Genomic DNA, 23,381 nt, shown 5'->3' with positions numbered 1-23,381 from the left:
AGCGCAGTCAGGAAAACTATTCTGTCACTTATATAGTTTATACTAAATAAACAGACCGTGTTTTTGAACAATTCGACTGTATTTGACGATGTGCACCCTGTGTTATTATTTTTAATAATGAGTAAAAGCAAGTCCTCCACTATCGGGGGACTTTTTATTTTTATAGAAGGAGTGGACATGTTGGACATATTGATCACCGTATTTTTCATTTTAAGTGTCACCTTTCCTGTACTTCATTTATACCACTGCCTGCCGTTTTTCAGGGACAATGATGAAAGGTCTAAACGAAATCCCGCAATCAAGGAATGGATGATCAAGCATGGGTATGAAGAAGAACAAGGTCTGAGTATATTGATTCCTTGCTATAACGAAACAGGGATAATAGAAACCTCGGTCCGGAATATGTCGTCACTGCCTTATAGAGAATTGGAAATCATTTATATCAATGACGGTTCAACCGATGATACGATGGATGAGCTGTATCGATTACTGGAGCTGGAACCCTATTCCATGAACCCTGGAGGTAAATTGGAATATCAAGAAGTCAAAGGCATCTACCGGTCGGGGTTGTATCCGCATGTCTATGTCATAGATAAGATAAATGGAGGAAAAGCGGATGCTTTAAACGCCGGAATCGATTATTCTCTGCATGAAATCACCATCACGCTGGATGCAGACACGATATTGGACCATGATGCCCTGCATGCTGTTAACGATACATTCAAAGACGGCCATGTTGTCGCTGCCGGAGGTATGGTCCATGTTCTTCAGACAAAGCCAAATGATTCCTCGAAACGGTTATCTTTGAAACATGCCAATATGCTGCTGCGTGTGCAGGTATTGGATTTTCTGAAAGCATTCTATATTTCAAAGCTCTCTTTGGTCCGCTTTAAAGCGTTGGCTGTCATATCAGGTGCTTTCGGGATTTTTAGAAAACAGGCCCTGCTTGATGTTGGCGGCTACCGAAACACGATAGGTGAAGACATTGACATCACCTTGCGGATCCATCGATTGATCGCAAAAGATAAAAAGAAAAAGATTCGTTTTATTTCGGAGGCGGTCGGATACACAGAGCTGCCGGAGACTTGGAGGGATCTGACAAAACAGCGTGTGCGCTGGCAAAAGGCTTACATAGACTGTGTCATCCACTTCAGTTCTTTTTTCGGAAAAACCCTGTTCAGCAAAGCGGTATCTTTCTTTTACATCTTCGAAGCATTCCTGGTAGGGACGATTGCTTCATATATCATGACGGCAATTGTGATTGTCAATATGATCTACGATCCGCAAAATACATATTTGAACTATATGTTTTTCTATATGTTTTGGATTTTTGTGTTCGGAGTGATTTATGATGTAGCAGCAATCAGACAGGGTAAGCATTATGGATTTACGTTCTCCATTAAAGATGGTTTCCGAATCATGGGGGCCATTCTTTTCGACATATTCATCTACCGATTTGTCACGATGTATTTTGTCATGTTTGGAAGTATTTCATATTTCTTCAACAAAAAGTGGAACAAAGTATCGAGGACAGGCAGGAATTATGGGGAGGACGAGACCGAATACACTGCATAAAAGAAGGAACATGATTGAAGGAGGAGACAATGGGTAAGAAAGTATTGTTGATCACATTAACCTCACTGACGGTGTCCATTTTAACCCTGGTGAGTTTCACATTCCAGTTTGTCACTTCGACAGGGGCAAGCATGAACGAAGAAATTGATCATAAAGAAAAATACCAGGGACGTGTGGACGACCTGAGCCTGACCGATGGAGATCCCATTTCCATCCTTCTGATGGGAGTGGATACCCGTCCGGGTGAAGAGGGGGGAAGAGCCGATACAATGGTCCTGATGACCCTTAACCCCCAGTCAAAATCAATCGAAATGGTCAGCATCCCGAGGGATACGCACATTAAGATTGATGGTGGCCTGGATAAAATCAACAGCTCCTATCAAGTTGGCGGCCCCGCAGAAACAATCAAGTCTGTGGAGAAACTCCTGGATGTTCCTGTCGATTATTTCATTGAAGTGGACATGAAGGGCTTTGAGGGAATCGTCAATGCTTACGGCGGAGTTGAAGTGAACAATGATTTAGAGTTCACGGATAAACATGTACACTTCCCGAAAGGCGAAATTAAGCTGAACGGTAAAGAAGCATTGATTTACGCCCGGATGAGGAAAAAAGACCCCAGGGGAGACTTTGGTCGTCAGAAACGTCAGCGTCAAGTTATCGAAGCGCTGATGCAGAAAGGGGAGAGTATAGAATCCCTTACCAAATTCGGTGAAATCATCGATGTTATCCAACATAATGTGAAGACAAACATGAATCCGATTGACATATGGAATATTCAAGCAAATTACAAGAGTGCCAGGGAAACCATGAAAGCTCACAAAATAGAAGGGAAAGACAAAACCTTTAAAGGCACTTATTATTACATGCCGGATAAAAAGAACCTCGACACTATTTCACTCACGCTGAAAAAACATTTAGAAATGATATCAGACGGTCCGGTTGTAGATCATAGTCGTTCGAAATTAAAGAAAGATGCTGAAAATAATAAGAAATCCGGGGATCTTGGGTCTGCAGCGAACCGATCTAAAAGTGATCAAGATACCGAAATGAAAGATCAAGATCCTGAAACGGAAAGGTCTTATGAAACAGCCAAGGATGAAACTGAGGAAGAAGAGGCAGACAAAAAATCGAATGAAACCAGTGATCAACCAAATGTAAAAAGAGTCATCAATGAAGTTTGGACACCTGTTCCGACCAATCAAACAAATCATACAAAGGTAACGTTTGATGAGGGGTCACTGGATTGGGAAGAAATGACTGAAGCAATAGCCAAAGGGGCTAATTTATCAAGGAATGATATGATTCTTTGGTGGGTGGAAGGTAAAGGAATGAATAAAGTCTTGGCTACTGTGACGAATAAAACTCAGACAGAGAATTACAGAGTTCATGTCGAGTGGATTGTAGGCAGAGGCTACGCACCAGTCAAGGTGGAAGAACTGTATAAAAATGATCAGAAAAACCGCTGATAAAGTTATTGCATAAGCTTGAGGTTAATCGAATACGGCCTGAACAAAAAGAAAAAATGGGAGTAGGTATACATGACTATCACAACATGGCTGACAGGGGCCGTCATCTTACTATTGTTAATGATATGCGGATTATGGTTCATTTTAAGAAAAAGAGAGGCAATGTATGAAGAACGCATAGAAGAAATAGAAAGAGAGGCGTTGAAGAGTCTATCCAGAGTTGAAGAGAATTTAAATGATAAAAATTCCGCACGGGAAGGCTTCTAATAAAAAACCAAGGCTAGTATGACATAGCCTTGGTTTTTTAGAATTAATCTTTTTTCTTTTTGGAAACGTAACTGTCCCCGTCTTTATACGGAATATCCCCAATCGGTGACTCGAGGTCATTGTCATCAAGCATTTCTTCATAATCCTCGTGTTTTTTAGACGGATAGGTCTTGCGGTTTGACCCTGCGATATCCGTTGCTGCGAAGCTTTCATAATCCTCGGTGAACCCTTCGGATGAATCATCTCCTTGATACAATTCCGAATAGTCTTCGTATTCGCCTTCAAAGTCAGATGGCGTTTCAGAAGTCCCGTAGCGGGCAACTTCCTGGAAGCTGTCTTCGTCATCCCGGACGTTACCGTTCGTGCGGTGTTTGAACTCATTATCAATCGGCGGCTGCAGTACGTCCTCTTCAACCGGCCGGTCTTCCGCTCTGGACTGCTCCGGGGAGTGATCCTTGCAATAAAGCGTCGTCGGAATCACTTCAAGTCGCTCATAGGGAATTTCCTGGCCGCATTCCTTACACTTACCGTATGTTCCGTCTTCCATGGCTTTTAACGCCTGATCGATCTTGTTCAACTCAGTCTTTGAGTGATCATCGATCGCAAAATCCTTTTCACGTTCATAGAGCTCCGTACCCATATCCGCCGGATGATTGTCATACATGGACAATTCACCGGAATTATTGCGTTCGTTTGTATCATGAAGACTGTCAAGGTCCCGCTTTAGATGTTCACTCAATTGGGATTGTTGTTGAAGCAGTTCTTTCTTCAAGTTTTCTTGCTGACTATTTGTAAGCAATCTTCTCACATCCTTCATTTTAACGTCCGGCTTATGACTGCCGGATCACTTTTTTTGTCTAATCATACTTTATCCGAAAGTGGACGGATTAAAACATAAAAAAGAGCACTCTTGTGGGGAGAGTGCTTTCCTTTTGGGTGGGAAGTTATTTAGAGGATTCAAACTCTTTTAAAGGTTCCCTTTTCAATTTCCTTCACTTTGACTCGATTTCACTCTTTAATTTTTCCAGTGAAATCAATCTTAGCTGCAATTTATAATTGTGCCGGTATTCAAATTTTTGTGCCTGTAGCCGAAGTTTCTAATCTCCAGATTAATGCCCTTTATGGAATGTTCTTTCTTTAAAATAAAAAACCGGGCATAGACCTACCCGGTTTTGATTAACTATTGTGAATGGTATTAAAAGAAATATGCAATCAACAGCCCGATGGAAAGCAGAAAACCGAAGATTGTATTTGTCTGGGCTGTCGCTTTCATCGCCGGCATCATTTCGAGCGGCTGGGTTTTTCCAATAAAGCCTTTTGTAGCTTTTACGGCTTTTGGAATACTAAGATAAGAAACCAGTAGCCACGGGGACATGTCTCCAAACAGTACCAATCCGGCTGTCCATGCGTAAGTTAGGAAGAACATGCTTCCAAGGAGGACGATGGCTCCTTTTTTGCCAAGCAGGATAGCGACGGTTTTGCGGCCGTTTTCTTTATCTCCATCCAAGTCCCTGATATTGTTGGCCATTAAGATCAGACCTACAAGTATGGAAACAGGCACGGAAATCAGGATGCTTTCTGTCGAGATATTTCCCGTCTGGATGTAGAAAGAAATCAGGACGATGATGAGGCCCATGAAGAGTCCCGCTACAATTTCACCAAGCGGTGTGTAAGCGATCGGCATTGGGCCTCCGGTGTAAAAATAACCTGCGGCCATGCATATTAATCCGATCACCGCCAGCCACCATGTGCTGTTGACGACAATGTAAAATCCCAACAGCAGGGCAATTCCGTAAAATGAAAAGGCGATGGTCATGACCGTCGAAGGCTTAACGCCGTTCCGTACGATGGCTCCGCCGATCCCGACAGAGTGTTCTGTGTCGAGCCCGCGCTTATAATCATAGTACTCATTGAACATATTCGTGGCGGCCTGTATAAGCAGGGAGGCTGCCAGCATTGCTAAAAACAGTGAGATTCTAACGTCTGTATATTGAAGGGCAAGTACCGTCCCGAGCAGCACCGGAACGAAAGCGGCCGTCAATGTGTGGGGCCTGGTGAGCTGCCACCAGATTTTCCAGCCTTTATCTGCTTCTATTGTATTTGTCATTTGATGTGCCATGCATCTCTCTCCTTAATATTTAAGGAATTTTCCTGAAAACATTACAATTCCTTTACAGATTAAAGTGTAGGTAAACGAGTGGGCAGTGTCAATCTTTTTTTAAAGATGGTGAATGTTGCTATATAAGCAGAAATGATGCTCCTGGAGGATAGAGTCGTAACCATAGTCCTGCACGGAAATCTTTAACAGTTAAATAGGACTTCCATTATTTGAGCACTTTTACAACCCTTTAGGTTTCTCAAATAGGTAAAAAGGGTTTATTATATAATAAGGATATAATTGTTTATTTGTCATACACATCGTTGACACACCTCAGGGTGAGGTGTATCTTATAATAAGTTTTGATCATGTACGTGATTGTTTGGGGGAATTCGGGTTGGTTACCATCCATAAAACCAATATTGAAAAAGCATTTGATACAGCCATGGAAAAGGCCAGACAATATAGGCGCCCGGTCCTGTTCAGCATCGTGGAGAAGATCGATGCTGTCGATCCACTTTCCTTCTATAATGAAGGAAAAGCTTTGTATGAAGGTACAAGATTTATGTGGAAGGACAGGGATCATACAATTACAATCGCCGGACTCGGCGCGGCCTGCACGATCTCTACCGACGAAGAAAGGGAGCAGTTTTTTGCGGTTGAGAAAGAGTGGAAGCGCTTTATTGAAGATGGTGTCATACTTTCCCGGGAGAACTGGGCCGGTACAGGTCCCCTTCTTTTCGGAGGATTCCGCTTCGATCCACTGAATCAGAGAGGATCGGAATGGGATGAGTTTGCTGACGGGACTCTTCAGGTTCCATCCATAATGCTCACTAAATCCAAGGAAGCGGATTATCTGACTGTAAATATGTTATGCGGTTCCAATCATGACGAGGATTCATTGGACAAGCTGATACGTATTAAAGATGAACTCCTGAGTAAGTCGAAATTTCCGATTGTTTCTGATGATACAACAGTTTCTGGAGTTGAGGATTACAACCCTGAGGAATGGAAGACGTCGGTACAGAACGTAGTGGATGAATTAAAGGGCGGCAGCATGGAAAAGGTGGTGCTTGCACGTAAATGCAAAGTCAGCTTCGAGGCCCCGGTCACCTCTGACTTTGTACTGGATAATCTTTGGAAGCAGCAGCCGGACAGCTTTATCTTCAGTTTTGAACGGAATGGAAGCTGCTTCATCGGTGCTACTCCTGAACGCCTTGTCAAAAAGACCGGGGAAGAAGTACTCTCCACCTGCCTGGCGGGATCGATTGCCCGGGGGCAGTCGATAGAAGAAGATGAGATGCTCGGAGCAGCACTTCTGAAAGATGAAAAGAATCGTTATGAGCATCATCTGGTGGTCGAGAATATCCAACAGGCACTTGAGCCTTTCTGCAGCGATCTTTCATTGCCGGAACAGCCGGGACTGATGAAGATGAAAGATATACAGCATTTATATACACCCGTTACAGGCCGGGCTTCCAAACAGACTTCCCTGCTTGATATGGTTGAAAAGCTACATCCAACACCTGCTTTGGGCGGCGTCCCGAGGGAGGAGGCCCTTCATGTCATCAGACAGGAAGAAAAGATGGACAGGGGTTTATATGCAGGACCATCCGGCTGGCTGGATGCCTATGGTAACGGGGAATTTGCAGTTGCGATCCGTTCAGGGTTGCTTCAAGGAAAAGAATCGTATTTATACGCCGGCTGCGGAATTGTGGCAGATTCCGATCCGGAAACGGAATTCAAGGAAACTCAAATGAAATTCCGGCCAATGCTGAGGGCATTAGGGGGAAACATCAATGGATGAACATCAACACAGATTAACAAGTTATCTAGCCGCTTATATCGATGAATTAGTCGGAAATGGAGTAGACGAGGTGGTCATAAGCCCGGGATCCCGATCTACTCCTTTGGCGCTTCTATTTACTCATCACCACGGGGTGAAAACGTATATCAACGTAGATGAACGTTCGGCTGCATTCTTCGGACTCGGGATCGCAAAGGCAAAACAAAAGCCTGTTGCGATTCTTTGCACGTCTGGGACGGCTGCAGCCAATTATTATCCAGCCGTCATCGAGGCACGCTATGCGAAGGTTCCTTTAATCGTGCTCACAGCCGACCGTCCGCACGAGCTCAGGGAAGTCGGTGCCCCGCAGGCGATCAATCAGCTTGATCTGTATGGGAAGCATGTTAAGTGGAGCGTCGATATGGCCTTGCCGGAATCTTCTCCCGGTATATTGAAGTATGCAAAGTCTTCAGCTGCCAGAGGTGTGAGTATGGCTTTGTCAGCGCCGGCAGGACCGGTTCATTTCAACTTCCCGATCAGGGAGCCGTTGATACCAGCTTTAGACGAATCAACATTTACACCGGGCAGACGGGACAAACGGGTCATAAACGGCGTCCGGGGATTGACAACGGAGATGCGCGATGACCTGCTTCGTATATTGAGGGAAAAGCAGCACGGACTGATTGTCTGCGGACCGGGAGTTGACAGCTCGGCCATCGATTCGATCATGGCGTTTTCTGAACAGTACGGATTTCCCGTCGCAGCGGATCCTCTATCAGGGGTAAGGAGCGGATTGCATTCCAAGGGGAATGTCATTGAAACATACGATGCTTTCTTAAAAACGAAGGAAGTCCTAGCGGATCTGCAGCCCGATATCATCATCCGATTTGGTTCCATGCCTGTTTCCAAACCGTTGACACTATTCCTTAAAGGACTGCCGGACGTACCATATTGGGTCGTCAGCAGCGGAGAGGAATGGCAGGATCCGACAGCAATGGCCACTGAATTCATCTACAGTGATGAGGGATCATTCTGTCATGATCTGATGGCTGGGGCAGAGGTGAAAGATTCAGGATGGCTGCAAAAGTGGAAAAAAGCGAATGCGATTTCGAGAAGTATCCTTCAGGCCGATGACCAGCCGTGGAACGAAGGGAAAGCCGTCAAGCAGCTGGTAGAACAGCTGCCGGAAGGTGCATCGATATTTGCAAGCAATTCCATGCCGATACGCGATATTGATACATTTTTCTTCAATAATGACAAAAAAATCTCCGTGCATGCCAACCGCGGTGCGAATGGAATAGACGGAGTCGTTTCGACTGCACTCGGGATGAGTACGGGACACACTCCCCTTTATCTGTTGATCGGGGACCTTGCGTTTTTCCATGACCTGAACGGTCTTCTGATTGCAAAGAAATATGGTCTTGATATGACGATCGTGGTGATGAATAACAACGGCGGAGGTATCTTCTCCTTCCTGCCGCAGGCAAGTGACGGAACTTACTTCGAAGAATTATTCGGCACCCCGATGGATTTGGACTTTTCTTCAGCAGCAGCCTTCTATGGGGCTGATTATCAGCTGGTGAAAGAAGAAATCGACTTAGCATCTGCACTCTCCCTTGCCCGGGAGAAAAAAGGAATCAAGATCATTGAAATCCTGACAAACCGGGAAGAAAATGTAGCAATTCATCGTAATTTGTGGAATTTTGTTTCCCAGGAAATAGTTTCTGAATTGAAAGGGAATACCCCATGATACTCCGGGTGAATGAGATTGACTATTTTGTAGATGTTAAAGGAGAAGGATTTCCCGTAGTATTTCTTCATGGATTTACAGGTGATACACGCACATGGAGTGAAGTGACAGATATGTTAAAGGGGATGTGTCAGTGCATCTCCATTGATATCATCGGACACGGGAAAACGGATTCTCCCTTAGATGCTGACAGGTACTCGATGGATGCAGCCTCGGAAGACATCAAAGCGATATTGGATGAGCTCCATATCAAAAAAGCAGCCTTTGTCGGTTATTCAATGGGAGGGAGACTGGCCCTTCATTATTCGAACCTATACAGTGACACAGTCAGTGTACTTATACTGGAAAGTGCTTCACCGGGTCTGAAAACCGAAGAGGAACGACGGGAAAGACGCGAAAGGGATTATGCCCTTGCTGACAGGATCATGGGTGAAGGGCTGCAATCTTTCGTGGAATTCTGGGAGGGCATCCCTTTGTTCTCCACACAGAAAAAACTGCCGCAAGAGGTGAAGGAGAGGATCCGGGTGCAGCGCCTTCAGCAGTCCCCGGTTGGTTTATCTAACAGCCTGAAGTGGATGGGAACCGGGGCCCAGCCGTCTTGGTGGGATTCTCTTGAAAACCTGCCATTCCCGGTCATTCTGCTTGTTGGGGAGCTTGACCGCAAATTTACCGCGATTGCGGATGAAATGAAAATGAGCATACCCTACACAGAAATTATCCCTTTTTTCGACACGGGTCATGCAATTCATGTGGAAGATCCTCGAAAGTTTGGTACAATAGTAAAGGAAGTTTTATTCAATTACATAAAGGAGGATTTCTAATATGGCTTTTGAATGGGTTTCAGAAAGAAATTACGAAGAAATTTTATATGAAACATATAACGGGATCGCGAAAATCACGATCAACCGTCCGGAAGTGCGCAACGCTTTCACACCTAAAACGGTAATGGAACTGATCGACGCGTTTGCTTATGCACGTGACGATTCCAAAGTGGGCGTAATCGTCCTTGCGGGTGCAGGCGAAAAAGCATTCTGTTCCGGCGGTGACCAAAGTGTCCGCGGACACGGCGGCTATGTAGGTGAAGATGAGATTCCTCGTCTGAATGTACTGGACCTGCAGCGTTTGATCCGTGTCATCCCTAAACCGGTCATTGCGATGGTTTCCGGTTACGCAATCGGCGGTGGTCACGTCCTTCATGTCGTGTGTGATATCACTATCGCTGCTGATAACGCCATCTTCGGGCAGACAGGGCCGAAAGTGGGAAGCTTCGATGCCGGATACGGTGCAGGATATCTAGCACGTATCGTAGGTCACAAGAAAGCAAAGGAAATCTGGTATCTATGCCGTCAGTACAATGCCCAGGAAGCTCTTGAAATGGGTCTTGTCAATACGGTTGTACCATTGGATAAACTTGAAGAAGAAACGGTTCAGTGGGCATCTGAAATGCTTGAAAAGAGCCCGACTGCACTTCGCTTCCTCAAAGCTGCGTTCAACGCCGACACAGACGGTCTGGCTGGTCTACAGCAGCTTGCAGGAGATGCGACACTTCTTTATTACACAACTGACGAAGCTAAAGAGGGTCGAGACTCGTTCAAAGAAAAACGCAAACCGGACTTCGGACAATTCCCTCGTTTCCCTTAATGGAGGGCAGCCTGATGAATCTCGACGATTCATCAGGTTTTTTGTTTTTTTATGATATGGAGTATCTTACATTACATTGAGAATTGGAGTAGAGAATGATGACTTCCCAGCAGATGCCGAATTGGCTTAAACAAAGAACATATTTGACCCCTGGCCGTATCGCATTGAGTAGTTATGACCGCCGCTATACGTTTAAAGAATTATGGGATATGACGGTTGACACCGCAGGGAAGATCCATTGTCATATCAAAGAATCCCATGCCGACTTCATCGGTCTGATGATCAAAAACACTGTCGAAGCAGTAACTGTCATTCATGCCGTGCAGCAGCTCGGTTTGAAAGCTGTGCTTCTGAACCACCGGTTAAGCCAAGGTGAGCTTGCTTTCCAAATAGAAGATATGAATCTAGGCACCGTCATTGTGGATGATGCGTTTTATGAAAAACTTCAGGACCAGAACGTTCAAAAAGTGAAGATATCTGATTTAGACCACACATCTCCCTCTCATTTTGAGGTGAAGGATCATTTTCAGTTAGACGGAGTCTGTTCCGTTATGTATACTTCCGGGACGACCGGTGCGCCAAAGGGCGTACTGCAGACATTTGGGAATCACTGGTGGAGTGCCATCGGTTCTTCGCTGAATCTCGGTATAAGTGAAAACGATACCTGGCTGTGTTCGGTCCCGCTCTTCCATATCAGCGGCTATTCCATCTTGATGAGAAGTGTCATTTACGGGATGGGCGTCAGACTGTATGAACAATTCGACGTCGAACGGATCAACGGGGAACTAAAAGACGGCTCCATTACAATCATGTCTGCTGTCAGCAATATGCTGCAGAGGCTGGTGAAGGATTTGGGTGATGAGTCTTACCATGAGAATTTCCGCTGTATGCTTCTTGGCGGGGGGCCGGCGCCGCTTCCTCTGCTGGAGGCGTGCAGAGATAAACATATCCCTGTATTCCAAACATACGGCATGACGGAAACATCTTCTCAAATCGTGACGCTCTCCCCTGAATACAGTCTGTCCAAACTCGGGTCGGCAGGAAAGCCGTTGTTTCCCTCTCAGCTTAAAATCGTGAAAAATGACAATGAAGCAGGGGCAGGCGAAGAAGGAGAAATCTTCGTGAAGGGCCCCAATGTCACGAAAGGGTATTATAAGCGTGAGGAAGCGAATCATACGAGCTTCCATGATGGATGGTTATCGACAGGGGATATCGGTTATGTCGATGACGAGGGATTCTTATTCGTCCTCGACCGCCGTTCCGATCTGATCATCTCAGGCGGGGAGAATGTTTATCCTGCAGAAATCGAAAGTGTGCTCTCATCCCATCCGAGTATTGAAGATGTCGGGGTTGCAGGAATTCCAAGTGAGCAGTGGGGACAGGTTCCATGTGCCTTCATTGTGAAAGGAAGCGGGGATCAACTCAGTGAGATCGACGTTTTATCTTTCTGTAAAAGCAGACTGGCTTCTTACAAGCAGCCTGAAAGATGCGTCTTTGTGAATGAAATCCCCCGGAATGCTTCCAATAAGATACTGAGACGCGTACTGAGAGATCGCTGGGAGAAAGGGGTGTACAGCGGTGAATCTTAAAAAAATCAGACTCCATGTGATTTCTATGCCTTTAAAAAAACCGTTTGTCACTCATCTTCAGCGGGTTGAATCAAGGGAAGGCATCATCATTGAGGTGGAGGACAAGGACGGACTGATCGGTTTAGGTGAAGTTGTAGCCTTTTCAACACCATGGTATACGGAAGAGACGGTGACAACCTCTTATCACATGCTGAAGGATGTATTGATTCCATTACTCGAGCGTCATGGAGTCAACCATCCGACAGAATTGAGTGAGCTCTTTGATAGTGTAAGAAGGAACGCAATGGCGAAAGCTTCCCTGGAAATGGCGGTCTGGGATTTGTATGCAAGACAGCAGGATAAGCCGCTTTGGGATGTGCTTGGCGGGACACGGGAAAAAGTTCTGGCAGGTGCCGTTGTTGGGGCAGGTGCCACTGATGGGATGATCAAACAGACCCGGGATCTGATTGAAGCTGGATATGAACGGATAAAGATCAAGATTTCAAAGGGAGCGGATATTGACGTTGTCCGTACACTGAGAGAGGAATTTCCTCATCTGTCCCTTTTGGCGGACGCGAATTCTGCTTACGATCTGGGTGATGCCGGCCATTTGAAATCCCTTGATGAATTCTGTCTGGAAATGATCGAACAGCCCCTCGGAGTGGACGATCTTGTTGAGCACAGTATTCTTCAAACCAAACTTGTGACACCTATATGTCTGGATGAAAGCATTGTGACTCCCAGCGACATGAAAAGTGCCATCCACCTGAACAGCTGCGGGGTCGTCAACCTGAAGCTGGGCAGGGTCGGAGGGTATAATTCTGCTCTGGATATCTACCGCCTCTGCATGGAAAATGGAATCAGATTGTGGTGCGGTGGCATGATTGAATTCGGGGTCTCCCGGGCCCATAACATCAGCCTGTCCACCCTTGAAGGATTCTCGATACCAGGGGACATCTCCTCATCTTCGAAGTATTGGGATGAAGATATCATAGACACCCCGATCGTTGTTGAGAACGGAATGGTGAAAAGATTTGACAAGCCCGGAATCGGAGTAGAGCTTAATGGGAAACGCTTGAAGGAAGTTTGTACGTTTAGGGAAGAGTTTGTTTTATAGATTTGCATTGGACATGAGGTCAAAGAAGATTTCATGTCTTTTTTGTAGTTGTAAAGGCGATTTTTTGTGTGGGATCGATGTATTTTTTGATTTTCCTGGCACTTTTGCATTATTTTAGTTTTTTATTGCTGAAAAGTAAGTCATTTTCTGTGTTTAAGGCAGTCAAACATCTTTTTAATGATTACTTCGGTATCCCCCTGGCAGTTTTATTATCGAAAATTAAGATTTTATTATCGATAACTGAGGATTTATTTTCATAAATCAACTTTTTATTATCGAAAGCTGAAAATCTATTTTTGACTGCTGGATGATGTTATCGCAAAATCAGAATAATTTTCAAAACTCCGCACTTATTATCAAAAATATCCCCCTGGCGTTCAGGTGTTGTCACTCCCATTCAACGGAAATCAAAAAAACAAGCCCAGAGTTAAACTCTGAGCTCTCGTTGAATCTCCAATTAGGAGCACATTTCAACTCTTTTGCCGCAAATACCGTTTGTCATTCATGAACAGGCTCCAGAAATAAACGAACCCTGGAAATAGAATGATAAACCCGACGATATACGTAATGAAAACAGCCCTGAACGAATTCGGGTCGGTAAAACCGGACTGAATCGTCACTTCAGGATAAATGATATAAGGCAGATGGGCATTACCGTAAACATAACTCGCCAATACATATTGAAACGTGACGGCAACCACGGCCACACGCGGCATCCCTTTCATTCCCTCTTTATTCGTTGGCAGAAACAGCGCAGCACCAGCGACCAAAAATCCGAGCAGGGAGATGAGAAGGATCGTCAAGTCCTCCATCATGCGATCATAAATCCAACTGGCTTCATTTTTCATCGTAAACATAATCAGAAAAGCCATCACCACGGAAATGGGGCCGATGATCATCGCATCACGCCTGTACACTTTATAAGCCTCGTATTCTTTTGACGCTTTCGAGTAGTCCGCCAATAGGAGGGAAGAAAGGAACAACGTGCTTGCTACGGCAAACCCAAAGAACGCATATTCATGCGGACTTGTAAACAGCTTCCCCAGCTGAAGGGTCTGCCCGTCTTCAAAATCGATATATGGACCATGTGATATCGGCAGCACGCTGATGAGTAGACCGGGTATCAAAAGACCGGTGATGCCGGTAATGTAAGTCAGCGGTTTCCGGTAATCATCGGCCACATGTGAAAAGACGAGAAACGCACTGCGGATCGCAAGCAGGAGGAGAATTAAACTTCCAGGGACCAGAAGAACGGTCCCGAGGGAATAGGCCGCTCCCGGAAACAGGCTGTAGACCGCCACGACCAGCGCGACAATGAATGTATTCGTCACTTCCCATGTCGGGGACAGATAACGATTCGCAATATTGGTTGCTTTCGTCTTGTCATGATTGATATAAAGCATCGACCAGAATCCCGCCCCGAAATCCATCGTTGCCATGACGGCATAGATGAAAACGAAGCCCCAGAGGATTGTAATTGCGATTAGCACCTGAGTCATGATGATACCTCCTTTCGTTTAAGTTGAGAGCGGAATTTCTTTGCTTTCTGCTTTGTCGATATCCTTTTGCGGCGGATTACGTTTGAAGTAGTAGAGCAGGACAAGGACTACGGCAACCGCTAAAATCGTATAAACCGTGACAAACAAAATGAACAGAACGGCTATATTACCCGTCGCCGTCACCGAATCCTCTGTACTCAGGATTCTATATATGGTCCACGGCTGGCGTCCGGTGCAGGCGAATATCCAGCCGAATTCGATTGCCAGGATGGAAAGGGGCCCACCTGCGACAAACAACCACATGAGCCATTTTGGATAATGTTCTTTTTTCAGCAGCTTCTTCCACACATAAGCAACGAGTGCAAGAAGGATCAATAACGAGCCGATTCCAACCATGGCGTTAAACAGGGTATGTACAAACAGAGGCGGCCAGTATTCCTCAGGGAAATCATTCAAGCCGATCACTTCTGTATCGAAGCTGTTGCCCGCCAGAAAACTCAGTGCCCACGGAACTTCAATACCCCATTTGACTTCCTGTTCCGCGCGGTTGGTAAAGCCTCCGATGGCAAGCGGCGCATGCGTCTGGGTTTCGAAAAGACCTTCTGCTGCAGCAAGTTTTTCAGGTTGATATTCATGCAGCTTCTGAGCAGATTCATGTCCGTTTATCGCGGTCAAGAACGCAAAAACCCCACCTACGAATAAACAGATCATCAGTGCTTTTCCATGAAACTTATATACTCTCGAATCGAATGGGGTGCGGAGCATTTTAAATGCAGCGACTGAGGCAATGGTGAACGATCCGACAACGTAGGCTGAAAGAGCGACGTGTCCGGCCGTTACAAAAAAGCTCGGATTGAAAAAGGCTTTCCACGGATCGACATCCGTGATTTCCCCATTCACAATATTAAATCCTGCCGGGGTCCCTTCAAATGCATGAACATTTGTGATCAATACGGCCGAAGCCAGACCGCCGATTGCGACAAGGATCAAACTGACGATTCTCATCCACGGGGCAATCCGGTTCGCTGCATAAACATAAATGGACATAAAGAGAGCTTCAATAAAGAAGGCATAAATCTCGATTTGAAAGGGCAGCGCCATTACCCGCCCGATGACCTCCATGAAACCGGGCCAGAGAAGTGAAAGCTGCACACCTGCAATCGTCCCGGTCGGGATCCCGACACCGAGTAGGACGGCGAATGCTTTCGTCCAGCGTTTGGCCATCACAGAATAATCCAGATCATTTGTGCGTTGATACATAATTTCCGCTACAAGGATCATCAGCGGAATGCCGACACCGAGCGTTGCAAAGATGATGTGAAAAGCCATCGTTGTGCCGAATAAAGATCGTGCAAGTACCAATTCATCCATTTCCAATTCTCCCTTACCATGTCATTAGCTTTCCTTATTGTCCACTTAATGGAAAATAATATGCATGGCAAAACGATGTGATTAGAGCCAGGCCCAAACGGTGTGATTTGAGCCAGGCTCAAACGATGTGATTTGAGCCAGGCACCAGTCTTAAAACTAAAAAAACACCGCCCATTAATAAGAGCGGTGTCTTCAATCTATTATTTTAATGCTTTTTCCAACGTCTTTATGTTCTTTCTCATCAGTGAAAAATAATCTTCTCTGTTATCGATATCTTTTTCCGTCAGAACAGAAACGTTATGGAGTGTAAGGGCCTCTGCCCCCAGTTCCTTTTGAACAACCTCAGTTAAACGGGAAGAAACATTCTGTTCAAATAAAACATAGTCAACATTATCTTCTTTGCCTTTTTCGATGATTTTCTTCAATTCCTGCTGTGAAGGCTCATCAGATGTATTCAATCCTGCGATGGCTTCCTGGTGCAGTCCGTAACGGTCTTCCCAGTAGCTGTAAGCTGCGTGGGAAACATAAAATGTTTTCTTCGGAGCTGCTTCTGCCATCTGCTTGAACTCTTTATCCAAAGCGTCCAGCTGTCCGTTCAATTCTTTTAGGTTCGACTGGAACTCTTCCTTGTGTTCAGGCATTTCTTTCGAGAGTGTATCTGCAATGACTTTGGCCATTTGCTTGGAGTATTCCGGGTTCAGCCAAATGTGCGGATCGGCACCATGATCATGCCCATGTCCTTCATCTGAATGGGTTTCTTCACCGTGAGCATCGTCATCTTCCGAATGCTCTGCGTCTTCCAAATTGATACCTTTACTGGCCGGGACGACCTTCACATCTTCGTTCTCTAATATTGATTTCGCCTTTTCAACAAATCCTTCGAGACCCATCCCGACATAGAAGAAAACATCGCCTTCCGCCATATCGATCATATCTTTTTGGGATGGTTCGAATGTATGCTCATCAGAGCCGGGCGGGTAAATGCTGTGAACCTCTACATGCTTACCGCCGATTTCCTTTGTGAAGTATTCAAGCGGGTAAACCGTTGTATATACGTCGAGCTTCCCGTCCTTCGATCCCTTCTCTTCAGGAGAAGCTCCGCAGGCAGACAGGAGTAAAACGATTAATAATAACAAACTTTTACGAATATAGTTCAAGAGGCAGCCTCCTTTTTTCTTTATTTTTATTTTTTGTAAATTGTAATGATTACGATTTAGCACAAACGTTATTTTACTACCATCTGAAGTAATAATCAAGACTTTTATCTTTTCCAATAAAGGGGCAATGAAAAAGACTACCTCTGATTACAGAGCTAGTCCTGGTTCTGCTTCTTATTCCTCTCCGCCCATTCCTCCGGGACGTGATCGATTCCACCGGGATGGAATGGATGGCATTTAAGAATTCGTTTTATTGTCAGGTAGCCTCCGCGCAGGGCGCCAAATCTGCTCACAGCCTGTATTCCGTAATGAGAGCAAGTCGGATAGAAGCGGCACGTCGGAGGTTTTATTGGAGAAATCACCACTTGGTAAAATCGGAACAGTAAAAGGATTGCACGTTTCATTTCATAATCTCCCAGTGCGTTTTCTTCTACTATATCAAAAAAAGCTTCTAAGATGAAAGCAGCCTGTTTTTGAATGAAATAAAAATGTAAAGAGGGTTCGAAGCCAGGAATGGCGAAGAGTGTAAAGAAGCATCAGGACATGATCATCACCCAATTCGGATTAAGTTGATGAAATTACTCTGAATTTACGTTATACTATAGATAGAAATGAATGGGAGTGATAATGAATGCCATCAGTAGAAAGCTTTGAATTAGATCATAATGCGGTCAAGGCACCGTATGTCAGACACTGTGGAGTGCATAAGGTGGGAAGCGACGGCCTTGTCAATAAATTTGATATCCGTTTCAGCCAGCCGAACAAACAGGCAATGAAGCCTGACTCCATTCACACACTGGAGCACCTGCTTGCGTTTACCATCCGTAAATATGCCGAGCCGTATGCTCATTTTGATATCATTGATATATCTCCGATGGGGTGCCAGACAGGGTACTACCTCGTCGTCAGCGGTGAACCTGAAGTAGAGGAAATCATCGACTTATTGGAAGCGACGATGAAGGAAGCGGTTGAAATAGAGGAGATCCCTGCTGCAAATGAGAAGCAGTGCGGACAGGCAAAGCTTCACGACCTTGAGGGAGCAAAAAGATTGATGAAATACTGGCTTGGTCACAGTAAAGAAGAGTTGAAGCAGGTATTTGCTTAATTCATTAACGAAAGAAATCCACCGGCATGACTTTTTGCCGGTGGATCTTTGTATGCGTCTTTTTAGCCCAAAACAAACAAAAACCGGGAACAAATTCCCCGGTTATCAATCAACTATTCATTTCGTGGTTTTTTCTTCGGATTCTTCCTCAGTATCTTCCATATGCTTAAGGTGCGGATTGTTATCCAGCGGATCAACGGTATGTTTAACGGTCGTATATGCTTTGGATGTCGTCAGGGCACTGACAAAGATCACTAGAATGCATATAGCGACGGCAATGATCATGACAAGCGTTAATGACACAGTTCAGCCCCCCTTTTTCCTTATTTTATCATAGAAAAAATAATTGTCATTCACCAATTCGTACAACTTCGTGAAAGAATGATATAGTATAAAGGTCCTCTACTAGGCGGAAAGTTATTCTGTTTCTGACTGGTTGTTATTGGTATGATGGATGAAACAAGGAGAGGGGAGGGGAATGCGATGAACGTATCCGCCCTGATGGGGAAGCAGGTTGCAGAGCTGCAGAGGACGCTGAGCATGAATCTCTTGAAGAGCCAGATGTCCACACAGGCTGCGCATGTAACTGTCATGCTTCAGGACATGAAGGAGGCTAACGCTGCTCCGCATCCGAGCAAAGGGATTTCCATCGATTTGAAGGGATAAAGAAAAAAGCCTTGAACAGCTGCTGTTCAAGGCTTTTTTCTTACTGTATGTTTTCCCCTGAGGAAATCAGTGAAGGCTTTTCCGTTCCAGTCTGACACGCTCTTCACTTTTAGACCATTTTTCTTTTAACGTCTCAAATATGTATAGTCGAAGGAAATATTCCAATTCTTCTGTTTCCATTTCCTGAATCAATTCGATGATTTCATTCCTGGATGTATCTTCTAAGATCGTAAGGGCAATGAGGTCCAAGTCTTCATCTGTACCTTTGATTCTGCCACGGTACATTTCATAGATTTCTTCAATCAACTTCATGCACTTCACCTCCCTTTCATTAATTTTAACAGAAGTAGGATTGAATACACTACAATTTATTTTGTATTTACCCGAATTTCCTGCCTGTAAGCATCCCGGCCCTGAAATCTAAACATTCTTATTGATACTATACTAAAGAATACTGACAATATTCATGATGGAGGGAAATTTTTAGTGATCTGTTAGAACATGCCTGTCCGATTCCGTACAAGAAACGCTTTCTGCGGGCGGATGATGAGCAGCTCTTCACTTACACCTTCTCCCACTGTGTATAGAAAGTGAGGAATTGAGGAAAAAGAAGGGTAACAAATACGAAGGGGTTGTGAAGTTTGGACGAACGTCATGATTACTATATTGAGGTAGCGAGCGGTGAAATATCCAGGAGCTCGACGGATTCACCCTGGCACTTTAAAATTTCGGCTACTGATGAAGAAATCACAAAGCTCAGGGAGATCTTTGATTCGAATTATTCGACCGACTGGCAGAATTTTTACCGTTCTCATGTACCGTATGTACAATATCACTTTGATCGTGAGAATGATGCCTATGATGAAAACCTTCACAGGGTGTATGGCATGATCCATGAGCTGGGTGATGAAGAGGCGAAGAAACATATTGAAAGCATGGGGATCCTGGATCATCCAGCCCCGTGAAGAGCTAAAAAGTATTGGTTCCCAAGCAAAACTTGTGGACCAATGCTTTTTATTTATGATTAGATTATTAAAGGGGTGATGACAAATGGAACAATTTATCGACGCCAATGGTTTAAAAGTGGAACTTGCATTTCAGAAAAATTTTTTTAATATGGAGTCACACCACGTTCTAATCATATGCCGTTACAAGGAAAAGTGGCTTTTGACCCAGCATAAGAAGCGGGGCCTTGAGTTTCCCGGCGGCAAGCGCGAAAAAGGTGAAACGCTTGAAGATGCGGCCGTCCGCGAAACGTTTGAAGAAACCGGGGGTGTGATCGAGGAACCTGTCTTTGTCGGGGAATATAAAGTATATGATCAATCCCCATTCGTAAAAACGATTTTCTATGCAGAAGCCAGGGATGTCATCATGAAAGACGATTATCTCGAAACATACGGCTGTAAATTGTGGGAGGGTGAGCTGACTGATATGCAGACACACCCCGAGTTCAGTTTCATCATGAAAGACAAAGTGGTGGAATTGGCTTTGAAACATTTGAACATTATGACTTGATCCACTTCTTTTCTAATTGCTCCACAATCTTATACATGATTGTGGCAAATACGGCGATTACAAGCAGTGAAAGCAGGACAAGGGAAAAATTGAATACCTGGAATCCATAGATGATCATGTATCCGAGCCCTTTTGCAGACACAAGGAATTCACCTACGATGACCCCTACCCAGGATAAACCGACGTTCACTTTCAATGTGGAAATGATTGTCGGGAAGGAAGCGGGCAGGATCACTTCTTTGAACATCTGACCCCTTCCCGCCCCGAATGTCTTCATGACTTTCAAGTAATTCGGGTCCACCTCTTTGAAAGAGGTGTAGACGACGATGGTCGTGATGATGACGGAGATGACCGTCCCCATCGCGATGATCGACGTGAAGCCGGGACCGAGGCCGACGATCAGGATGGGGCCTAGGGCCACTTTCGGCATCGCATTCAGGATGACAAGATAGGGATCCAGCACCCTGGACAGGAACGGTGACCACCAAAGGAGCGCTGCCAGAAGTGTACCTAGAAGTGTTCCGAGAATGAATCCCAGGATGGTTTCACCCAGGGTCACCGATAAGTTGGCAAGAAGGCTGCCGTCTGCGACTTTATCAAGAAATAAGGCCCAGATTTTTGAAGGTGAACTGAAAATCAGCGGATCCACCCAGCTGTTGCGGCTTGCTGCTTCCCATGAGGTGAAGAACACTAGGAAAATCAAGGCCTGATAGAACCAGACCCGGCGCTGTTCCTTTTTCAGTGAATGAATGTATTCTGTATGCTTCTGTTTAAGGGTTTCCTGATTCAAGGTTCTCAAGCTCCTTCCATATATTCTGGAAAAATGGCGGATAGGCTTCATGATTTCGAACGGTAAATGGCTTCAATCCCTTTAATTCAGGGGGTACCTCAAAAACTCTATGCACTCTCCCCGGGTTTGAAGCGAATAAAATGATCCTGTCGCTCATGGCAATTGCTTCACCGATATCATGCGTGACGAGGACGGCTGTTTTATTCAATGATTTTAAGGTCGTGAATATCAGATCTTCAAGTTTCAGCTTCGTTTGATAATCAAGGGCCGAAAATGGCTCATCCAACAGGAGGATCTTTGGCTCTGTGATCAATGTACGGATCAGGGCTACCCGCTGCCGCATCCCCCCTGAGAGCTCTCTCGGATATGAAGCCCCGACCCCCTTCAGTCCCAATTCTTCAAGCAGTTCATATGCCTCGGTTTTTTTCTCCTCCGTCAGGCTATCCATGATTCTCAACCCTAATAAGATATTTTCCTCTATCGTTTTCCAGGGGAAAAGATAGTCCTGCTGAAGCATATATCCCATTTGATTCTTTTCAGAACTGACCGGCCTGCCGTTCAGGAGTACTTTTCCCTCAGTAGGTTTTATGAGCCCGGCAATGATGGAAAGCAGGGTGGTTTTTCCGCATCCGCTCGGTCCGATAAATGAAATGAATTCACCTTCATTCACATTTAATGAAATATTGGCCAGGGCATTGGTTGCCGTTTTAGGGGAAAAATAAGTGTGATGAATCGAGTCCACAGACAAAAAATCCACGGTAACGCGCCTCCAGTCTTTCTAAATTGATAAGAGGCTGACGAAATAGTCAGCCTGGTCAGGTCGGTGATTTTATCTTTTACTTACTTTTTCGGCAACAGAAGTGTTGACGAGAGTTTTGTGGTCGATCCTTACCGGAAGTTCTCCCGCTTCGTCCATGATGTCCTGCAGGTTGTTCCATTCCTCCGTGTCGAGGATCGGGTCAGTTGCAAAGGATCCCTGTGATTTGTAGCGTTCAACCACTGTTTCGATGATGTCTGATTCCGTATCTTCGAAGTAAGGCTCAAGGACTTCCGCAATTTCACCTGGCGAGCTTTCATCCACCCATTTCTGGGCTTTATAGAGGGCTCTCGTGAACTTTTCGATGGTTTCACTGTTCTCTTTCATATAACTGTCCTTTGCCATGAAAGTGGTATACGGGACGTGGCCGGACTCTGTTCCGAATGATGCGATGATATGACCTTTTCCTTCTTTTTCAAAGATCGAGGCAGTAGGTTCGAAAAGCTGTACATAATCGCCTGTACCGGATGCAAAAGCGTTGGCGATATTGGCAAAATCGATGTTCTGGATGAGGTTCAAGTCGTTATGCGGATCGATTCCATGCTGCTTGAGCACAAATTCCCCTACCATCTGCGGCATGCCGCCTTTACGCTGACCGAGGAATGTGGAGCCTTTGAGCTGCTCCCAGTCAAAGTTTTCCACCTTTTCACGGGAAACCAGGAAGGTTCCGTCCGTCTGAGTGAGCTGGGCAAAGTTGATGACGGGATCATCGGACCCCTGCGCATGGACATAAATCGATGTCTCCGAACCGACCAGGGCGATATCAGCGCCGCCGGACAGCAGGGAAGTCATCGTCTTATCGCCGCCCCAGGTGGTGGTAAGCTCGATATCAAGTCCTTCTTCTTTAAAAAAGCCTTTTTCAATCGCCACATATTGGGGAGCATAGAAGATGGAGCGGGTCACTTCTGCCACACGTACTTTTTCCAGTTCATCTTTTCCGCTGCCGCATGCGGTCAGACCGATGGTGAGAGAAGCGGCTGCTAATAGGGTGAAAGCAATTCGAGACCATTTTTTCATGTGGATTTTCCTCCTTGGAATGAAACATGTGCGCATGCGAATACCCTCTAAACGTTTGTCTGCCATGATAGAGGGGTATGTTGCGCCTATAGGGAACCGTGATAATTTGAAATTGAGATTTGATAAAATAGTGTATGTATGGGATGAAATTGTGTGAATACCCAGAGCCCACTTTT

General features: G+C 45.2%; 24 protein-coding genes. 13 read left to right on the top strand and 11 right to left on the bottom strand.

Going from position 1 to position 23,381, the window contains the following annotated elements:
- Window positions 1-177: 177 nt before the first annotated feature.
- The 3 genes from AS034_RS07605 (at window position 178) to AS034_RS07595 (ending at window position 3,308) form a co-directional block, all read left to right on the top strand.
- Complete coding sequence (locus AS034_RS07605; protein ID WP_058298030.1) at window positions 178-1,575, top strand: glycosyltransferase family 2 protein; 1,398 nt, start codon at window positions 178-180, stop codon at window positions 1,573-1,575.
- A gap of 29 nt (window positions 1,576-1,604) precedes the next feature.
- Window positions 1,605-3,041: a DUF1510 family protein gene (locus AS034_RS07600; protein WP_058298029.1), complete on the top strand. Its 1,437-nt coding sequence runs from the start codon at window positions 1,605-1,607 to the stop codon at window positions 3,039-3,041.
- 72 nt (window positions 3,042-3,113) lie between these two features.
- Complete coding sequence (locus AS034_RS07595) at window positions 3,114-3,308, top strand: hypothetical protein (RefSeq protein WP_058298028.1); 195 nt, start codon at window positions 3,114-3,116, stop codon at window positions 3,306-3,308.
- Between the two features lie 43 nt (window positions 3,309-3,351).
- Here the strand turns inward: AS034_RS07595 and AS034_RS07590 are convergent, their stop codons facing one another.
- Entirely contained in the window at window positions 3,352-4,107 is a 756-nt protein-coding gene (locus AS034_RS07590) for a TraR/DksA C4-type zinc finger protein (RefSeq protein WP_058298027.1), read from the bottom strand.
- A 396-nt stretch (window positions 4,108-4,503) separates the two neighbouring features.
- Window positions 4,504-5,427, bottom strand: coding sequence for a 1,4-dihydroxy-2-naphthoate polyprenyltransferase (locus tag AS034_RS07585; RefSeq protein WP_058298026.1), 924 nt, complete (start codon window positions 5,425-5,427; stop codon window positions 4,504-4,506).
- A gap of 376 nt (window positions 5,428-5,803) precedes the next feature.
- On the opposite strand from AS034_RS07585, the gene AS034_RS07580 reads away from it, so the two are divergent.
- The 6 genes from AS034_RS07580 (at window position 5,804) to menC (ending at window position 13,268) form a co-directional block, all read left to right on the top strand.
- Complete coding sequence (locus AS034_RS07580) at window positions 5,804-7,213, top strand: isochorismate synthase (protein WP_074439960.1); 1,410 nt, start codon at window positions 5,804-5,806, stop codon at window positions 7,211-7,213.
- Complete coding sequence (gene menD / locus AS034_RS07575) at window positions 7,206-8,942, top strand: 2-succinyl-5-enolpyruvyl-6-hydroxy-3-cyclohexene-1-carboxylic-acid synthase (RefSeq protein WP_058298025.1); 1,737 nt, start codon at window positions 7,206-7,208, stop codon at window positions 8,940-8,942. Before AS034_RS07580 ends, menD begins: the two co-directional genes overlap by 8 nt.
- Entirely contained in the window at window positions 8,939-9,763 is an 825-nt protein-coding gene (gene menH, locus AS034_RS07570; protein WP_058298024.1) for a 2-succinyl-6-hydroxy-2,4-cyclohexadiene-1-carboxylate synthase, read from the top strand. The genes menD and menH overlap by 4 nt, the downstream gene beginning before the upstream one ends.
- 1 nt (window position 9,764) lies before the next feature.
- Complete coding sequence (menB, locus tag AS034_RS07565) at window positions 9,765-10,583, top strand: 1,4-dihydroxy-2-naphthoyl-CoA synthase (RefSeq protein WP_032087250.1); 819 nt, start codon at window positions 9,765-9,767, stop codon at window positions 10,581-10,583.
- Between the two features lie 98 nt (window positions 10,584-10,681).
- Complete coding sequence (locus tag AS034_RS07560; RefSeq protein WP_058298023.1) at window positions 10,682-12,172, top strand: o-succinylbenzoate--CoA ligase; 1,491 nt, start codon at window positions 10,682-10,684, stop codon at window positions 12,170-12,172.
- A complete protein-coding gene (gene menC, locus AS034_RS07555; protein ID WP_058298022.1) occupies window positions 12,162-13,268 on the top strand; it encodes an o-succinylbenzoate synthase in 1,107 nt (368 codons plus the stop codon). Before AS034_RS07560 ends, menC begins: the two co-directional genes overlap by 11 nt.
- 470 nt (window positions 13,269-13,738) lie before the next feature.
- Here menC and AS034_RS07550 read toward each other — a convergent pair whose 3' ends face one another.
- The 4 genes from AS034_RS07550 to yidD form a co-directional block, all read right to left on the bottom strand.
- Window positions 13,739-14,767 (bottom strand): cytochrome d ubiquinol oxidase subunit II, encoded by a 1,029-nt coding sequence (locus tag AS034_RS07550; protein WP_058298021.1) that lies wholly within the window; start codon window positions 14,765-14,767, stop codon window positions 13,739-13,741.
- Between the two features lie 18 nt (window positions 14,768-14,785).
- Window positions 14,786-16,138, bottom strand: coding sequence for a cytochrome ubiquinol oxidase subunit I (locus tag AS034_RS07545; protein ID WP_058298020.1), 1,353 nt, complete (start codon window positions 16,136-16,138; stop codon window positions 14,786-14,788).
- Window positions 16,139-16,338: 200 nt separating this feature from the next.
- Entirely contained in the window at window positions 16,339-17,295 is a 957-nt protein-coding gene (locus AS034_RS07540) for a metal ABC transporter substrate-binding protein (RefSeq protein ID WP_321203162.1), read from the bottom strand.
- A gap of 155 nt (window positions 17,296-17,450) precedes the next feature.
- Window positions 17,451-17,699: a membrane protein insertion efficiency factor YidD gene (gene yidD / locus AS034_RS07535; RefSeq protein ID WP_032087255.1), complete on the bottom strand. Its 249-nt coding sequence runs from the start codon at window positions 17,697-17,699 to the stop codon at window positions 17,451-17,453.
- 227 nt (window positions 17,700-17,926) lie between these two features.
- Here yidD and AS034_RS07530 point away from each other — a divergent pair, with 227 nt between their 5' ends.
- Window positions 17,927-18,400 (top strand): S-ribosylhomocysteine lyase, encoded by a 474-nt coding sequence (locus AS034_RS07530; RefSeq protein ID WP_032087256.1) that lies wholly within the window; start codon window positions 17,927-17,929, stop codon window positions 18,398-18,400.
- A 117-nt stretch (window positions 18,401-18,517) separates the two neighbouring features.
- Here AS034_RS07530 and ytzI read toward each other — a convergent pair whose 3' ends face one another.
- The gene (ytzI, locus tag AS034_RS07525) at window positions 18,518-18,703 is read right to left on the bottom strand and encodes a YtzI protein (protein ID WP_058298019.1); all 186 of its coding nucleotides are present in this window, start codon (window positions 18,701-18,703) and stop codon (window positions 18,518-18,520) included.
- A gap of 180 nt (window positions 18,704-18,883) precedes the next feature.
- Between ytzI and AS034_RS07520 the strand changes: the two genes are divergently transcribed.
- A complete protein-coding gene (locus AS034_RS07520) occupies window positions 18,884-19,066 on the top strand; it encodes a hypothetical protein (protein ID WP_058298018.1) in 183 nt (60 codons plus the stop codon).
- Between the two features lie 66 nt (window positions 19,067-19,132).
- Here the strand turns inward: AS034_RS07520 and AS034_RS07515 are convergent, their stop codons facing one another.
- Complete coding sequence (locus AS034_RS07515) at window positions 19,133-19,378, bottom strand: DUF6154 family protein (protein ID WP_032087259.1); 246 nt, start codon at window positions 19,376-19,378, stop codon at window positions 19,133-19,135.
- A 329-nt stretch (window positions 19,379-19,707) separates the two neighbouring features.
- On the opposite strand from AS034_RS07515, the gene AS034_RS07510 reads away from it, so the two are divergent.
- On the top strand, window positions 19,708-20,031 hold the full coding sequence (locus tag AS034_RS07510) for a hypothetical protein (protein ID WP_058298017.1): 324 nt from the start codon (window positions 19,708-19,710) through the stop codon (window positions 20,029-20,031).
- A gap of 85 nt (window positions 20,032-20,116) precedes the next feature.
- A complete protein-coding gene (gene ytkD / locus AS034_RS07505) occupies window positions 20,117-20,581 on the top strand; it encodes an RNA deprotection pyrophosphohydrolase (protein WP_058298016.1) in 465 nt (154 codons plus the stop codon).
- Here the strand turns inward: ytkD and AS034_RS07500 are convergent.
- The 3 genes from AS034_RS07500 to AS034_RS07490 all read right to left on the bottom strand — a co-directional run bounded on the left by AS034_RS07500 (window position 20,571) and on the right by AS034_RS07490 (window position 23,205).
- Window positions 20,571-21,371, bottom strand: a complete 801-nt coding sequence (locus AS034_RS07500; protein WP_419184973.1) for an ABC transporter permease — start codon at window positions 21,369-21,371, stop codon at window positions 20,571-20,573. The genes ytkD and AS034_RS07500 overlap by 11 nt on opposite strands.
- A complete protein-coding gene (locus tag AS034_RS07495; RefSeq protein WP_032087263.1) occupies window positions 21,352-22,128 on the bottom strand; it encodes an ABC transporter ATP-binding protein in 777 nt (258 codons plus the stop codon). The genes AS034_RS07500 and AS034_RS07495 overlap by 20 nt, the downstream gene beginning before the upstream one ends.
- 72 nt (window positions 22,129-22,200) lie before the next feature.
- The gene (locus AS034_RS07490) at window positions 22,201-23,205 is read right to left on the bottom strand and encodes an ABC transporter substrate-binding protein (RefSeq protein WP_058298014.1); all 1,005 of its coding nucleotides are present in this window, start codon (window positions 23,203-23,205) and stop codon (window positions 22,201-22,203) included.
- Between the last annotated feature and the right edge of the window lie 176 nt (window positions 23,206-23,381).

The organism is [Bacillus] enclensis (genome assembly GCF_001456935.1).
Classification (GTDB): domain Bacteria; phylum Bacillota; class Bacilli; order Bacillales; family Bacillaceae_B; genus Rossellomorea; species Rossellomorea enclensis.
Note: the sequence above shows the minus strand (reverse complement) of the source record. Positions and strands in the feature narration are given on the sequence as shown.

Excerpts from the sequence above, each read along its gene's own strand:
- AS034_RS07490 (WP_058298014.1), bottom strand. The coding sequence starts at position 23,205 with ATGAAAAAATGGTCTCGAATTGCTTTCACCCTATTAGCAGCCGCTTCT.
- AS034_RS07605 (WP_058298030.1), top strand. The coding sequence starts at position 178 with ATGTTGGACATATTGATCACCGTATTTTTCATTTTAAGTGTCACCTTT.
- menH (WP_058298024.1), top strand. The coding sequence starts at position 8,939 with ATGATACTCCGGGTGAATGAGATTGACTATTTTGTAGATGTTAAAGGA.
- AS034_RS07515 (WP_032087259.1), bottom strand. The coding sequence starts at position 19,378 with ATGAAGTTGATTGAAGAAATCTATGAAATGTACCGTGGCAGAATCAAA.
- AS034_RS07585 (WP_058298026.1), bottom strand. The coding sequence starts at position 5,427 with ATGGCACATCAAATGACAAATACAATAGAAGCAGATAAAGGCTGGAAA.
- AS034_RS07600 (WP_058298029.1), top strand. The coding sequence starts at position 1,605 with ATGGGTAAGAAAGTATTGTTGATCACATTAACCTCACTGACGGTGTCC.
- ytkD (WP_058298016.1), top strand. The coding sequence starts at position 20,117 with ATGGAACAATTTATCGACGCCAATGGTTTAAAAGTGGAACTTGCATTT.
- AS034_RS07545 (WP_058298020.1), bottom strand. The coding sequence starts at position 16,138 with ATGGATGAATTGGTACTTGCACGATCTTTATTCGGCACAACGATGGCT.
- AS034_RS07530 (WP_032087256.1), top strand. The coding sequence starts at position 17,927 with ATGCCATCAGTAGAAAGCTTTGAATTAGATCATAATGCGGTCAAGGCA.
- AS034_RS07520 (WP_058298018.1), top strand. The coding sequence starts at position 18,884 with ATGAACGTATCCGCCCTGATGGGGAAGCAGGTTGCAGAGCTGCAGAGG.
- AS034_RS07550 (WP_058298021.1), bottom strand. The coding sequence starts at position 14,767 with ATGACTCAGGTGCTAATCGCAATTACAATCCTCTGGGGCTTCGTTTTC.
- menD (WP_058298025.1), top strand. The coding sequence starts at position 7,206 with ATGGATGAACATCAACACAGATTAACAAGTTATCTAGCCGCTTATATC.
- AS034_RS07595 (WP_058298028.1), top strand. The coding sequence starts at position 3,114 with ATGACTATCACAACATGGCTGACAGGGGCCGTCATCTTACTATTGTTA.
- yidD (WP_032087255.1), bottom strand. The coding sequence starts at position 17,699 with ATGAAACGTGCAATCCTTTTACTGTTCCGATTTTACCAAGTGGTGATT.
- menB (WP_032087250.1), top strand. The coding sequence starts at position 9,765 with ATGGCTTTTGAATGGGTTTCAGAAAGAAATTACGAAGAAATTTTATAT.
- AS034_RS07560 (WP_058298023.1), top strand. The coding sequence starts at position 10,682 with ATGACTTCCCAGCAGATGCCGAATTGGCTTAAACAAAGAACATATTTG.